This is a genomic window from Streptomyces sp. ME02-8801-2C, assembly GCF_033793965.1.
Taxonomy (GTDB): Bacteria; Actinomycetota; Actinomycetes; order Streptomycetales; family Streptomycetaceae; genus Streptomyces.
In genome coordinates this window covers 44,974-57,905 of sequence record NZ_JARAXP010000011.1, presented here as the reverse complement: position 1 = coordinate 57,905, position 12,932 = coordinate 44,974, and the positions used below count along the sequence as shown (strand labels likewise).

The following is a 12,932-nucleotide window of genomic DNA, read 5'->3' as shown; positions in this document are numbered from 1 at the left end:
AACGGTTTCAGCCGTACGTCAAGACATGGTCCGGAGTTTTCACGGACGTCACACGACCTGTGCCACCCGATAACCAGGTGCCCTTCCGGTCGCCTTGCGGGATGCTGACCGATGTGACCCGGCAGCACACGCACGTCGAGATCGCCTGCGACGAATCGGGGTCGGACGGCGAGAACCTGACCGGCGGGAACACCGATGTCTTCGCCCACGCCAGTGTGGATGTGCCCAAGGAGTGCGCGGCGGCGGCCATCCGGGAGATCCGCGACCGGATCCGGTCGCCCGCCGAGGAGTACAAGGCGAACCACCTGCTGCGGGAGAAGCACCGGGCCGTCCTCGAGTGGCTGCTCGCGCCCTCGGGTCCACTGCACGGGCGCGCTTACGTCCATCTCACGGAGAAGACCTTCTTCATGGTGGAGCGGGTCGTCGACCTGCTCCTCGGCGACCCGACGGGCGCCGTCCCCCTCTGCCGGGCGGGCGCTGACGCCTTCGGCGCCGAGCTCTGGGCGCGGTTCCTGACGGCGGCGAACGCCCTGCTGTGGGTACGCGGCGAGGCCGACGCCGGTACCGGCACGCCCGTCGAGGCGTTCTTCCGCGCGGTGGACGCGTTGGCCGAGCGGGCACCGGAGCTGCGTGACCCGGACGCGGCGGACGTGCTGAAGCTGCTCGGGGGCGCCCGCTCCCGGGCCGCGGACCACCGGGCCCGGCTGCTCGCCGCCCCCTCCCTGATCCCCGTACTGAACCCACTGCTGCCGGCGATCCTGCAGACCGCCGCCTACTGGCGCGGCGGCGGCCGGGCCGTCGTGCTGGTGCACGACCGGCAGAACATGCTGACCGAGGAACGCATCGAGTGGCTCAAGGACACCGCCCGCATCGGCGGCCTGCGGCTCGTCGTCGCACGGGACGACACCCGGGTCCAACTGGCCGATTTCCTCGCCGGAATCGCCCGAAGCGTCGCCTCCCACGAGCTGAACGGGCGCGGGGACGCGACGCTCACGGCGCTGCTGCGGCCGTACGTGGACGCCCGGTCCGTGTGGGGCGACGAGCGCAGCCGGGGCCGGCTCTTCGGTGCCGTCCCCCACTGACCCGCGACGGATTCGCAAAGTGATCCGTCATTGCGACGTCACAGCTCTCGCCAACATCAACAACCTTGTCTAGATTGCCGGTTGACACTCTCTCGCAGGTGCTCAGGAGCTGACCCCGTGCCCGAGAACTCCCCGGCCCCCTCGCTGCAGTCGCGGATCAACTCGCGTCAGCCGCACACGGCCCGGATCTGGAACTACTGGCTCGGCGGCCGGGACCACTACGAGGTCGACCGCGAGGCCGGAGACCGCATCCGTGAACTGCATCCGGGCATCAGCGAGTACGCCCGCGCGGACCGGCTCTTCCTGGGACGGGCCGTACGCCATCTGGTCACCGCGTGCGGGACACGGCAGTTCCTCGACATCGGGACGGGACTGCCGACCGCCGACAACACGCACGAGGTGGCGCAGCGGATCGCCCCTGACACCCGGATCGTGTACGTGGACAACGACCCGCTCGTCATGGTCCACGCCCGCGCCCTCCTCACCAGTACGCCCGAGGGGCGTACGGACCATGTCGACGAGGACCTGCGCAACGTGGACGCGATCCTCGAACAGGCCGCGCGGACCCTGGACTTCAGCCGGCCCGTCGCCCTGATGCTGCTCGGGGTGGTCATCTTCCTCAGCGACGACGAGGACCCGCACGGCGTCGTACGACGGCTGTTGGACGCCCTTCCGCCGGGCAGCCACCTGGTCCTCTCGCACACCATCACCGGCCCGGGACTGACCGAGGTGGACGCGGCGGTCCGCTACTGGAACGCGCACGGCACCCCTCGGCTGACCCAGCGGACCGCCGAGGACGTGACGCGTTTCTTCGACGGCCTGGACCTGCTGGAGCCGGGCGTCGTGTCCTGCTCGCACTGGCGCCCGGAGGGGTCGCCCGCCGGGGAGGACGAGCCGGCGGAGGTCGCCATGTACTGCGGGGTGGCCCGCAAGCCCTGACATGATCCGTCACCGGTCGAACAACCCGAACGGGATCTTGGACGAGGTGAACACGAACACCGCTTGCCACGTATGGAAGTGAGGGTCACTCAACGACCGGAGGTCCCCGCGGTGTCGACACCGCGCGTTCAGGGTTCGGGAGCCATTTGATGAGGCACGCACGACGACGGATCGTCCGGCGAGCGACACGGCTGGCGGCCGTCGGCGGAGTCATCCTCGGCGGATTGATGGTCACCCAGGCTGTGGCGACCGAACCACCACAAGTCGCCTTGCCCTTCAGCTCCGCGCGCGCGGCCGGCACCACCGGCAGTGACCTCGTCAGCGAACTCGGCACCGACCGTACGGCGGGCAGTTGGATCGCGGCCGACGGGAAACCGGTGGTCGCGGTGACCGACGCCCAGGCGGCGGCGGAGGTCGAGAAGGCGGGCGCCCGCGCGAAGGTCGTGGACCACAGCATGAACGACCTCAAGTCGGCGACGCAGACGCTGCGTTCGGCGCCGCGCGTGGCGGGCACGGCGTGGGCGGTCGACTACACGAAGAACGAGGTGGTCGTCCAGGCCGACAAGACGGTGTCGGCCGCCGACTGGGACAAGCTGGCCGCGGTCGCCAAGCGGATCGGCGCTTCCGTGCGCATGGAGCGCAGCCAGGGCGAGTTCACCACCCGGATCAACGCGGCGCAGCCGATCCTGTCGACCGGCGGGCGCTGCTCGGCGGGCTTCAACGTCACCAACGGCTCGGCCGACTTCATCCTCACGGCCGGTCACTGCGGACCCAACGGTTCGGTGTGGTTCGCGGACACCGGGGGCTCGCGGGAGATCGGCAAGACGATCAGCGGCAGCTTCCCGATCAACGACTACTCGTTGGTTCAGTACGACGGCGGTTCGGCCGGTGACGGCGCCGACGTCGTCGCCATCGGCAACGGCCGGGGGGTGCGGATCACGGGTGCGGCCGATCCGACCGTCGGCCAGAAGGTGTTCCGCAGCGGCAGCACGACCGGGCTGCGCGACGGCAAGGTGACCGGGCTCAACGCCACGGTCAACTATCCGGAGGGCACGGTGTCGGGCCTGATCGAGACCACCGTGTGCGCCGAGGCGGGCGACAGCGGCGGCCCGTTGTTCTCCGAGGGCATCGCGCTCGGGATCACCTCGGGCGGCAACGGCGACTGCAAGACCGGCGGTACGACGTTCTTCCAGCCGGTGACCAAGGCGCTGACCGCGCTGAACGTGCGGTTGATCGGCCAGGCGGGTCAGGCGGCGGCTCCGGCGCCGTCCGCGACGGCCTCGCAGAACGCCGTGGCCCCCGGGGAGGCCCAGCCGGGCTCGGTGGCACCGGTGACGGGCGGTTCCGCCGGGGAGGCACTGCTGGAGAGGCTCGGCGACCCGAAGAACGTGGGCCCGGGGCTGCTGATCGTGGGCGGCAGTCTGATCGCCCTGGTCGCCACGCGATGGTTCCGGGTGGAACAGGACCGACGGGACTACCGCAGGTCGTACTCGGCCACCTGGGGCTGAGAAACACAAGAGGCCGGGGCTGACGCGCTCTGTGCGCGGCCCCGGCCCTGCGGCTGGAAAGGTCGAACGAAAGACGTCAGGCGTCGCGTCCGGGGTGCGGGGAGACCGCGGCCCACTCGGCGACGAGCTGCTGGTAGGTGAGCCGCTGCTCACTGTTGAGGATCCCGCCCGACCGGAGCCAGAGGGCCCGGATCTCTTCGTTGACGTCGGCTGCCGAGCGATCAGGGGCGGATTGAAGAGTGGTGGACATGCTGTGAAGCATATGACGCCCCGCGTGAAATCTGAATCGAATAAATCGGACTGTTCCGGCATTACTGACCGTGTTGCTGATCACGTCCACCGCGTCACATCCCCGTCGCCCGCCTCGGAGTTCACCGGTCGGTCGCCCCCAGGACCAACACCTGGATGGCGAGTACGGCGGCCCCGCGCGCCCAGTCGTGGAAGTCGGAGACCTTGGTCTCCAGGTTGACCGGGTCGGCGAGCGGATGCCGGTTGGCGAGGATGCTCTCCTCGACGGCGCCGCCGGCCGCCTCGACCAGCCCCACACCTTCTCCGGCGAGCAGGATCTTCTCGGGCATCGCGAAGTTGGCGATCTGGGCGACCAGCGTGCCCAGCGCACGGGCCGCCTCGTCGACGACCCGTGCGGCCATGGGGTCACCGGCGAGCGCCGAGGCGAGGATCTCGTCGTACGTCGGATCGTTGCCGGTGGCGGCGCGGATCTGGTAGCGGATGCTGGGGATGGTGAGCAGCGAGATGGCGCTGCCGCGCTCCCCGTCCGGGGTGAGCGGGCCGTTCGGGTTGACGATCCAGCGGCGCCCTATGCCCAGGCCGTCCTCGGACGACTGCACGCGCCGGCCACCGTTGACCAGGCCGTAGCCGAGGCCCGCTCCTATCGTGAGGACCGCGAAGCGGTCGAGGCCGCGGCCCGCGCCGAACCAGCTCTCGGCCTCGACGAGGGCGGTGACGTCGTTCTCGACGACCACCCGCAGCCCGGTGCGCTCCTCGACGAGTGCGGCGAGCGGGACGTCGTACCAGTCGAGGAAGACGGAGTCGGCGACCACCGCGCGGTTCTCCACGCGCCCGCCGACGCCGATGCCGATTCCGGAGACGGCGGGGTGGGCGGCGGTCAGTTCGGCGGTCATCTCGCCGACCAGATCGGCCACTCGGGCCGGATCATGGGTGGCTAGAGGGCGGTCGAGGCGGGCGACGACCTCGCTGCGCAGCGTGGTGACGACGCTGTAGACCATGTCGTCGGTGATCTTGAAGCCGAGGAAGGCGCGGGACTCGGCGACGACGTCGAGGGGCTGCGAGGGGCGCCCCTGACGGACCTCGGCCGCCGCACCGGTGTCGGGCACCTCGACGAGGAGCCCCGATTCGAGCAGGGGTTTGGTCAGCCGGGTGAGGCTGCCCGCGGAGAGGTCCAGCCGCCGGGCGAGTTCGGTACGGGACAGCGGGCCGTGGACGAGCACCTCGATCGCCACCGAGCGCTCACCGGCGCTGAGCGGCGGCCACCCGTCGGTCAGTGCGGTCATACCGATCAGACCCCCACCTTTTCTTTTGGTACGGAACTAACAGGTCTCACCATACGCGGGAACCACCGCCCGAAAAAGATTACGACCCGCATCTTGACGGATGGATTCTTTCGTCGCAAAAGTAAGTGACCCGAGGACGAGCCGCCGACGAGCAGACGAGGGAGTCTCTCCATGACCGTCGCCTCCACCAGACCTCCTGTGCGTCCACCCCGCGGCGACGGCGCGCTCGCAGCGCTCTTCGTCGCCCCGGCGATGCTGGGCTTCCTGGTGTTCCTGCTCTGGCCGACGCTGCGGGGCGTCTACCTGAGCTTCACCCGCTTCAACCTGTTGACCCCGGCCGAGTGGGTGGGGCTGGACAACTACGTCCGGATGGTCAACGACCCTATCTTCTGGGATTCGCTGACAGTGACCGTCGAGTACGTCGCCATCAACATCGGCGTGCAGACGGTGTCCGCGCTCGCCATCGCCGTACTGCTCCAGCGGCTGACCCAGTCGGCCGTACTGCGCGGGATCGTGCTCACCCCCTATCTGATGTCGAACGTCGTCGCGGGCATCGTCTGGCTCTGGATCCTCGACACGCAGCTCGGTATCGGCAACGAGATCGTCGCAGGCCTCGGCTTCGACCGGATCCCGTTCCTCGCGGACGAGACCTGGGCGATCCCCACGATCGCGCTGATCAACGTGTGGCGGCACGTCGGCTATACCGCGCTGCTCCTCTTCGCCGGACTCCAGGCCATCCCCAATGACATGTACGAGGCGGCCAAGGTGGACGGGGCGAGCGAGGGGCGGATGTTCTGGCGCATCACGATGCCGTTGCTGCGGCCGGTCCTCGCGGTGGTCCTGATCATGACGGTGATCGGCTCGTTCCAGGTGTTCGACACGGTCGCGGTGACGACGGCGGGCGGCCCGGCGAACGCCACCAACGTCCTGCAGTTCTACATCTACGGCTCCGCCTTCGGCCGCTTCCAGTTCGGCTACGCCTCGGCGATGTCCGTGGCCCTGCTGGTCGTGCTGAGCGCGATCACCTTCCTCCAGTACCGGCTCACCCGGGCCGGCCACACCGACCTCGGCTGACCGGGAGGAGCTACACGATGACAACTCCGACAACCCTGACGACACCCTCACCGGCACCCACCCCGGCTCCGGTCGAAACGGCCGTACGACCGCTGCGGCGCGGGCCCTCCCTCGGGCGGATCGCCGCCTGGACGGTGATGGCCGCGATCGTGCTGGTCACACTGCTGCCGTTCTACTGGATCCTGCGCACCGCGCTGTCCACCAACGCGGGCCTCGCCGCCGACCCGGCGAACCCGCTGCCGGTGCACCCGACCCTCGGCGGTTTCGAGCGGGCGCTCGGGCTGCAGTCCACCAAGGAGGCGATCGCACAGGGCGGTGCGGGCGGCGGTCTGGACTTCTGGCGCTACCTGCTCAACTCGGTGCTCGTGTCGACCCTGATCACCGGCTGCCAGATCTTCTTCTCGGCGATGGCCGCGTACGCCTTCGCCCGGCTGCGCTGGCGGGGCCGGGACACGGTCTTCGGGCTGTTCCTGGCGGGCCTGATGGTCCCGGCCATCTTCACCCTGCTGCCGAACTTCGTCCTGATCAAGCAACTCGGCCTGGTGGACAACCTGTTGGGGATCGCCCTGCCGACGATGTTCATGACGCCGTTCGCCGTGTTCTTCCTGCGCCAGTTCTTCATGAACATCCCGCGTGAGGTCGAGGAGGCCGCTCTCCTCGACGGCGCCGGCAAGATCCGCGTGTTCTTCCGGGTCCTGCTGCCGATGGCGTCCACACCGGTGCTGACGCTCGCGATCCTGACGTACATCACCGCCTGGAACGACTACTTCTGGCCGCTGATGGTGTCGTACAGCGACAGTTCACGAGTTCTGACGGTGGCGCTCGCGATCTTCCGGGCGCAGACCCCGCAGACCGGTGTCGACTGGTCGGGGCTGATGGCGGCGACGCTGATCGCGGCGCTGCCGATGCTCGTCCTGTTCGGGTGCTTCGCGCGCCGCATCGTGAGTTCCGTCGGCTTCACGGGGATCAAGTGACCGCGCCGACCGGACCCCTGACCACCCGAGCGACCGATCGACCGAGAGGACGGACATGCGCACTCGTACCGTCGTGGCACTGACCGGAGCCCTGACGCTGTCCCTCGCGACCGGTTGCGCGCAGGGCGGAGCGACCGGCTCGTCGGCGGACACGGTGACCTACTGGCTGTGGGACGCCAACCAGCAACCCGCCTACGAGGCCTGCGCGAAGAGCTTCGAGCGGCAGAACCCCGGGCTGAAGGTGAAGATCACCCAGCTGGGCTGGGACGACTACTGGACCAAGCTCACCGCGAGCTTCATCGCGGGTACCCAGCCGGACGTGTTCACCGACCACATCCAGAAGTTCGGCCAGTTCGCCGACCTGAAGGTCCTCGAACCGCTCGACGACCTCGGCATCGAGGACTCCGCCTACCAGCCCGGCCTCGCCGCCAACTGGATGGGCCAGGACGGACACCGCTACGGCGCCCCGAAGGACTGGGACACCGTCGCTCTCTTCTACAACCGGAAGCTCGCGAAGGCCGCCGGCCTCACGGCCGCACAGCTGAACGACCTCTCCTGGAACCCGAAGGACGGCGGCAGCTTCGAGAAGGCGATCGCACACCTCACCGTCGACAGGAACGGCAAACGGGGCGACGAGCCCGGCTTCGACAAGGACAACGTCAAGGTGTACGGGCTGGCCACCAACGGCGCCGGCGACGGTGACGGCCAGACCCAGTGGAGCACCTTCGCCGCGTCGGCGGGCTGGACCTACACGAACGAGAAACGCTGGGGCACCGAGTACCGGTACGACAGTGACGTCTTCCAGTCGGTGATCAAGTGGTACTTCGGACTGGCGAAGAAGGGCTACATGGTCCCCTTCACCGACTACAACTCCCAGTCCAACCAGGCCAACACGCAGGTCGCGGCGGGCAAGGCGGCAGCGGCGTTCGACGGTGCCTGGATGATCTCGTCGTACGCCGGCTTCAAGGGCCTGGACATCGCCACCGCCGTCACTCCGGCGGGGCCCACGGGCAAGCGGGCGACGATGATGAACGGCCTCGCCGACTCCATCACCAAGGACGCCCACAACATGGCGGGCGCGAAGAAGTGGGTCGCCTATCTGGCGTCCGCCGAGTGCCAGCGGACGGTGGGGAGTTACGGGATCGTCTTCCCGGCCACCCCTGACGGCACGAAGGCCGCCGTGGCCGCGTACCGGAAGAAGGGCATCGACGTCTCGGCGTTCACCAGGCCGGTCGCCGACGAGAAGGCGGGCGGGAAGGAGTTCGCCACCTTCTCCTACCCGATCACCAACTACGCGGCGGACGTGTACGCGCTGATGCATCCCGCCATGCAGGACATCTTCGGCAACGGCAGGTCCGTGACCAGCCTCGACCGGACCAACAGCCAGATCAACCTGATTCTCGACCAGTGACGGCACCGAAGTCACCGGTAGGACAACACACGAAGGGCACGCACAACATGACGTTCTCCCTCGGCATCGTGGGCGCCGGGCAGTTCTCCGGTCAGTTCGCCAAGCTGTTCCTCGCCCACCCGGGCGTCGACGAGGTGTACGTGACCGACCTCCTGCCGGAGCGGGCGGAGCAACTGGCCGCGGCGGAAGGCCTGTCGGGCACGTTCCCCTCGTACGAGGCGATGCTGGAATCACCGGCGGTCGACGCGGTCGCGATCTTCACCCAGCGCTGGACGCACGGCCCGCTGGTCGTCCAGGGCCTCGGGGCCGGCAAGCACGTCTACTCGGCGGTGCCGATGGCGGTGACCGCGGCGGAGATCGGCGCGATCATCGACGCCGTACGGGCCACCGGGCTCACCTACATGATGGGCGAGACGAGTCAGTACAACCCGGCGACCGTCCACGCCCGCAACCAGATCGCGGAAGGCGCCTTCGGCAGGCTCTTCTACGCCGAGGGCGACTATGTGCACGACATGGACCTCGGGTTCTACGAGGCCTACCAGTACAGCGGCGGCGAGAACTGGAAGGCGACCGCCAGCTACCCCCCGCTGCTGTATCCGACGCACTCGGTGGGCGGGGTGCTCGGCGCCTGGCGGACGCACGCCGTGAGCGTGTCGGCGATCGGGGTGCGGGACGAGCGCGGCGACGGTGTGTTCGACAAGGAGGTCAGCCAGTTCGGCAACGACTACTCAAACGCGAGCGCGCTGTTCGAGGTCGCTGGCGGCGGTTCGTTCCGTACGAACGAGTTCCGTCGGGTCGGCTACCCCTCACAGATCCGGGAGTCCCGGTTCCGGTTCTTCGGTACGGACGCGAGCATGGAGCAGCTCGCCACGGTCGCCCTCTGGCAGGACAAGAAGGGGGTCACGGACATCAGCGAACTGCTGGAGCCCAAGCCCACCATGGCTGCTGACGATCCGTCACTCCAGCACATCGCACGGGACCTGCGGGCCGCGTTCACCTCGGGTTCGGCCCCGGTGCACGACCGCTCGCGGCTGCCGAGGGAGTTCGACGAGCTGCACAACGGCCATGAGGGCAGCCACCACTTCCTGGTGGACGACTTCGTGACGGCGGTCAACACCCGCACCCTGCCCTCGGTGAACGCGTGGGTGGCCGCCCGTTACACCCTGCCGGGCATCGTGGCGCACGACTCGGCGCGGCAGGGCGGGGCGAGGCTCGCGATCCCGGACTTCGGGGACGCGCCCGAGGCGTAACCCCCCCGGGGGGGAAGGGGGAGACGACCGGGCGGCCCGTGGCCGGGTGCCTCATCAGGTGCCCGGCTTGCGGCCGTACACGAAGACGTCGTCGCCGTTCTTCAGCAGCGACCAGTACTTCTTGGCGGTCGTCTTCGTCATGTTGACGCAGCCGTGCGAGCCAGGCGGGTTCCACATGCTGAGACCGACCGAGTGGAAGGCCTGCCCGCCGTCGAAGAACTGGCTGTAGGGCATCGGCACGTCGTAGATGTTCGAGACGTGGTCGATGTCCCGCCAGTAGATCTTCTTCAGTCCGGTGCGGGTCTCATAGCCGTCGCGGCCGGTGCGCACCGGCACCGGGCCGTAGACGAGGCGGCTGCCGTCCTGGATCCAGCTCAGCTGGAGCGTGAGGTTGACGCAGGCGATACGGCCCTTGTTGGTCGGGCACTTGCCTTCCTTGTTGGGCTTGTTCCCGACGGCCTTCTGCTTCAGCATCAGGTCCATCACACCCCAGGTGACGGAACCCGCGTAACCCACGTTGGGGGTGATGCCGTGCTTGGTCTGGAAGGCCCGTATGGCCTTGCAGTCAGCGGCGGACTGCCGCCCGTCGACGGGCCGGCCGAGGAACTTCTCCACCTTCTTCTGGTACGGCCCGGTCTGCGTCGTACAGCTCGCGGCCTGCGCCGGAGCGGTGCCGAGCGCGAGCGTGAGCGGGGCCAGCAGCCCCGTGATCCCGAGCGCTACCGCACCTCGTCTGCGTACGTCCCCCATGGTGGTGCCTCTCTCGTCATGTGCTGAGTGCGGGTTGTCATGAACTCTCTTCTCTGCGTCCTAGACCCGTGCGGCGGCCGATCGGTTGTAGGTCGGCCCGGGCCGGGACGAAACGGTGACAATCCCGAGGTCGGCGACCGTGCTGTCCGGGAGATCAACTGGGCGGATAGCGTGGCGAACATGTCCGCGTTCATTCAGCAACTCCCCGCTCTCATGGGTGTCGTCATCGGCGCCCTCGGCTCCTACTGGGCCGTCGCGCGAGGGGACCGGGTCCGCTTCCGCCGCGAGCGGGAGGCGCGCTGGGAGGAGCGGCGGCTGGCGGTGTACACGGAGTACGCACGGGCGCTCAAACAGTCGGTCACGCTGACCTACCGAGTCGCGGCGAGCCTCGGCAACGACCCGCATCCGCATCCCCTGACACCCGAGGAGGCGGCACCGCTCATCGCCGAGGCCACCGTCGCCCGGGACCCGTACGGGGAAGCCCTGCTTCTGCTGGGCGCCCCCGAGGTGGTGGCGAAGGCCCGGGAGTGGGTGGTCACGCTGCTCGAGATGGAGGCCTTCCTGCGGGCCCGGACAGCGGATCCGCAGGCCTGGCAGGCGCTGCTGGAGCGCCAGCGGGCCGGACGCGAGGGCTACTACTCGGCCGTACGGGGCGACCTGGCGCTGCCGCCGGGCCACTCCGCCCGCTGGCCGGTCCTGCCGGGCCGGCCGCTCTCCGGGAGCACCGGGGACGCGGGAAGCCCGACCGGGCGCAGTTGACCCGAGCCGGCCTGGCCCGCTCCTACCGGTATCCGCTCGCGTCCGCCGGCTTCCCCGCGTCCTGGACCTCGACGATGTAGCGCCAGGCGTCCGGGCGGCTGCCGTCGAGGTCGGTGAAGCCGTACACCTGGGCGAGTTGCCCGCTGGAGAGGGACTCGCCGTTCCAGCGGGCCACGTCGGGATCGGCCGCCAGGGCCGTGACGGCGCGGCCGACGAAGCGCGGGGTCTCCGAGATGGCGAAGTGCGGGACGCGTTCCAGCGCGTCCCGCCAGTTCTCCTCGCGGACGCCGAAGTGTTCCAGCATCATCTCGGAGCGCAGCCAGCCGGGTGTCAGGGCCACGGCGGTGGCGCCGCGCGGGCCGAGTTCCTGGCCGAGGGCGAAACCCATGCGCAGGACGGACGACTTGGCCAGGTCGTAGAAGAAGGTGGCGCGGTAGTTGGCGCGGTTGTAGTCGGCGGTGCCGTCGGTCATCTCGACGACCAGGCCACCGGGGTTGCGCAGCAGCAGGGGCAGGGCGTGGTGGCTGGTGATCGCGTGGGTCTCCACGGCGAGTCGCAGCAGGCGCAGGCCGTTGTCGAGGTCGTGCTCCCAGACCGGGCTCTCCCACTCGAAGAGCTTCTCACCGCCCCAGACGTCGTTGACCAGCACGTCGAGCCGGCCCTGCTCGTCGGCGACCCGGTCCACCAGCGCCCGGACCTGCGCCGGGTCGAGATGGTCGGTGGGTACGGCGATGCCCTGGCCGCCGGCCTCGGTGACCAGGTCGGCGGTGTCCTCGATGGTCTCCGGCCGGTCGTACTCGGAGCGCCGCTGCCGGGTGCTGCGGCCGGTCACGTAGACGGTGGCTCCGGCGGCCCCGAGCTCCACGGCGATACCGCGTCCGGCGCCACGCGTCGCCCCGGCGACCAGCGCGACCCGGCCGGTCAGTCGCCCGCCGGGAGCCCTCTCGTCCCGCCGCCCGTCCAGGGGGCTGTCCGTCGTCCTCGGCATGTTCGTGTCTCCTCCGTGCGTGAGCGGTGGCCCGACCGACCCGGTCGGTGGACCGGCGTCACGTCCAGGGTGACGCCGATACCGGACATCCCTTGTCGGGTATTCCGCTCACGACATGCCGTAGCGCGGGGAGTTGTTCCGCCAGCGGGTCCAGGCCGACGTCCTGACGGCGTTCCTCGACCGTCTCGGGTTGACGGATGGGGTACGGACACAGGGTGCCGGCGTCGATGCGGGTGCCGTAGAACTGCGGCTGGCCCAGCTCGACCGCGCAGTGGTCGGCGATGTAGGCGTGGTGCACGGCCGGGCAGCCACCGTCCGCCACGGCCTCCGCGATCAGGTCACGGCAGGTGAGCTGGAAGCCGAGGTCGGCGGTGTGCAGCAGGATCATCAGGGCGGCCGTCGAGGCGCGCTCGCCGACCTGACCGGCCTCCGGCCAGCCGCGCCGGGCCACCACCGCCCGCAGGGCGTCGGCGTTGGCGCCGCGGCACCGGGTGACGAAGTGCCGGTTGAGCGCCGTGGGCGTCTCCCGGGCCAGTCTGGTCAGCCGCTGGTCCTCCTCGGCCCTGCGCAGCAGTTCGGCGGCCAAGGCGGTGTGTCCCGGCCCGGCCCCCGAGTCTCGCGCGGTCTCCATGGGCGGTGCGCTCCTCATACCGATTCCGTTCTCC

General features: G+C 69.5%; 13 protein-coding genes. 8 read left to right on the top strand and 5 right to left on the bottom strand.

Annotation, left to right across the window (positions count from 1 at the left end):
* Window positions 1-101 precede the first annotated feature (101 nt).
* The 3 genes from PV396_RS31355 to PV396_RS31345 all read left to right on the top strand — a co-directional run bounded on the left by PV396_RS31355 (window position 102) and on the right by PV396_RS31345 (window position 3,529).
* Window positions 102-1,082 carry a hypothetical protein gene (locus PV396_RS31355; protein ID WP_319210391.1) on the top strand — a complete coding sequence of 327 codons (981 nt, stop codon included), beginning with the start codon at window positions 102-104 and terminating at the stop codon, window positions 1,080-1,082.
* Between the two features lie 117 nt (window positions 1,083-1,199).
* Complete coding sequence (locus PV396_RS31350) at window positions 1,200-2,021, top strand: SAM-dependent methyltransferase (protein ID WP_319210390.1); 822 nt, start codon at window positions 1,200-1,202, stop codon at window positions 2,019-2,021.
* A 149-nt stretch (window positions 2,022-2,170) separates the two neighbouring features.
* The gene (locus tag PV396_RS31345; RefSeq protein ID WP_319210389.1) at window positions 2,171-3,529 is read left to right on the top strand and encodes a S1 family peptidase; all 1,359 of its coding nucleotides are present in this window, start codon (window positions 2,171-2,173) and stop codon (window positions 3,527-3,529) included.
* 76 nt (window positions 3,530-3,605) lie between these two features.
* On the opposite strand, the gene PV396_RS31340 is transcribed toward PV396_RS31345, so the two are convergent.
* Window positions 3,606-3,791 carry a hypothetical protein gene (locus PV396_RS31340; protein ID WP_006380218.1) on the bottom strand — a complete coding sequence of 62 codons (186 nt, stop codon included), beginning with the start codon at window positions 3,789-3,791 and terminating at the stop codon, window positions 3,606-3,608.
* A 109-nt stretch (window positions 3,792-3,900) separates the two neighbouring features.
* On the bottom strand, window positions 3,901-5,061 hold the full coding sequence (locus PV396_RS31335; RefSeq protein WP_319210388.1) for an ROK family transcriptional regulator: 1,161 nt from the start codon (window positions 5,059-5,061) through the stop codon (window positions 3,901-3,903).
* A 171-nt stretch (window positions 5,062-5,232) separates the two neighbouring features.
* Here PV396_RS31335 and PV396_RS31330 point away from each other — a divergent pair, with 171 nt between their 5' ends.
* Genes PV396_RS31330 through PV396_RS31315 form a run of 4 tightly spaced genes read left to right on the top strand, consistent with a single transcriptional unit; the run spans window position 5,233 to window position 9,770 of the window.
* The gene (locus PV396_RS31330) at window positions 5,233-6,135 is read left to right on the top strand and encodes a sugar ABC transporter permease (protein WP_319210387.1); all 903 of its coding nucleotides are present in this window, start codon (window positions 5,233-5,235) and stop codon (window positions 6,133-6,135) included.
* A gap of 17 nt (window positions 6,136-6,152) precedes the next feature.
* Window positions 6,153-7,109 (top strand): carbohydrate ABC transporter permease, encoded by a 957-nt coding sequence (locus tag PV396_RS31325; RefSeq protein WP_319210386.1) that lies wholly within the window; start codon window positions 6,153-6,155, stop codon window positions 7,107-7,109.
* Window positions 7,110-7,164: 55 nt separating this feature from the next.
* Entirely contained in the window at window positions 7,165-8,520 is a 1,356-nt protein-coding gene (locus PV396_RS31320) for an ABC transporter substrate-binding protein (protein WP_319210385.1), read from the top strand.
* A gap of 47 nt (window positions 8,521-8,567) precedes the next feature.
* Complete coding sequence (locus tag PV396_RS31315; RefSeq protein WP_319210384.1) at window positions 8,568-9,770, top strand: Gfo/Idh/MocA family oxidoreductase; 1,203 nt, start codon at window positions 8,568-8,570, stop codon at window positions 9,768-9,770.
* Window positions 9,771-9,824: 54 nt separating this feature from the next.
* Here the strand turns inward: PV396_RS31315 and PV396_RS31310 are convergent, their stop codons facing one another.
* Window positions 9,825-10,520 (bottom strand): L,D-transpeptidase, encoded by a 696-nt coding sequence (locus tag PV396_RS31310; RefSeq protein WP_319210383.1) that lies wholly within the window; start codon window positions 10,518-10,520, stop codon window positions 9,825-9,827.
* Between the two features lie 180 nt (window positions 10,521-10,700).
* Between PV396_RS31310 and PV396_RS31305 the strand changes: the two genes are divergently transcribed.
* Complete coding sequence (locus PV396_RS31305) at window positions 10,701-11,279, top strand: hypothetical protein (protein ID WP_319210382.1); 579 nt, start codon at window positions 10,701-10,703, stop codon at window positions 11,277-11,279.
* Between the two features lie 22 nt (window positions 11,280-11,301).
* Here PV396_RS31305 and PV396_RS31300 read toward each other — a convergent pair whose 3' ends face one another.
* Window positions 11,302-12,267: an SDR family oxidoreductase gene (locus tag PV396_RS31300; protein WP_319210381.1), complete on the bottom strand. Its 966-nt coding sequence runs from the start codon at window positions 12,265-12,267 to the stop codon at window positions 11,302-11,304.
* A gap of 58 nt (window positions 12,268-12,325) precedes the next feature.
* Window positions 12,326-12,898 carry a DUF6624 domain-containing protein gene (locus PV396_RS31295; RefSeq protein WP_319210380.1) on the bottom strand — a complete coding sequence of 191 codons (573 nt, stop codon included), beginning with the start codon at window positions 12,896-12,898 and terminating at the stop codon, window positions 12,326-12,328.
* Window positions 12,899-12,932: the final 34 nt, after the last annotated feature.

What these genes read in the sequence shown, in the direction of transcription:
- PV396_RS31310 (WP_319210383.1), bottom strand. Translation starts at nt 10,520, where the DNA reads ATGGGGGACGTACGCAGACGAGGTGCGGTAGCGCTCGGGATCACGGGG.
- PV396_RS31330 (WP_319210387.1), top strand. Translation starts at nt 5,233, where the DNA reads ATGACCGTCGCCTCCACCAGACCTCCTGTGCGTCCACCCCGCGGCGAC.
- PV396_RS31295 (WP_319210380.1), bottom strand. Translation starts at nt 12,898, where the DNA reads ATGGAGACCGCGCGAGACTCGGGGGCCGGGCCGGGACACACCGCCTTG.
- PV396_RS31335 (WP_319210388.1), bottom strand. Translation starts at nt 5,061, where the DNA reads ATGACCGCACTGACCGACGGGTGGCCGCCGCTCAGCGCCGGTGAGCGC.
- PV396_RS31340 (WP_006380218.1), bottom strand. Translation starts at nt 3,791, where the DNA reads ATGCTTCACAGCATGTCCACCACTCTTCAATCCGCCCCTGATCGCTCG.
- PV396_RS31300 (WP_319210381.1), bottom strand. Translation starts at nt 12,267, where the DNA reads ATGCCGAGGACGACGGACAGCCCCCTGGACGGGCGGCGGGACGAGAGG.
- PV396_RS31325 (WP_319210386.1), top strand. Translation starts at nt 6,153, where the DNA reads ATGACAACTCCGACAACCCTGACGACACCCTCACCGGCACCCACCCCG.
- PV396_RS31315 (WP_319210384.1), top strand. Translation starts at nt 8,568, where the DNA reads ATGACGTTCTCCCTCGGCATCGTGGGCGCCGGGCAGTTCTCCGGTCAG.
- PV396_RS31355 (WP_319210391.1), top strand. Translation starts at nt 102, where the DNA reads ATGCTGACCGATGTGACCCGGCAGCACACGCACGTCGAGATCGCCTGC.
- PV396_RS31305 (WP_319210382.1), top strand. Translation starts at nt 10,701, where the DNA reads ATGTCCGCGTTCATTCAGCAACTCCCCGCTCTCATGGGTGTCGTCATC.
- PV396_RS31320 (WP_319210385.1), top strand. Translation starts at nt 7,165, where the DNA reads ATGCGCACTCGTACCGTCGTGGCACTGACCGGAGCCCTGACGCTGTCC.
- PV396_RS31345 (WP_319210389.1), top strand. Translation starts at nt 2,171, where the DNA reads ATGAGGCACGCACGACGACGGATCGTCCGGCGAGCGACACGGCTGGCG.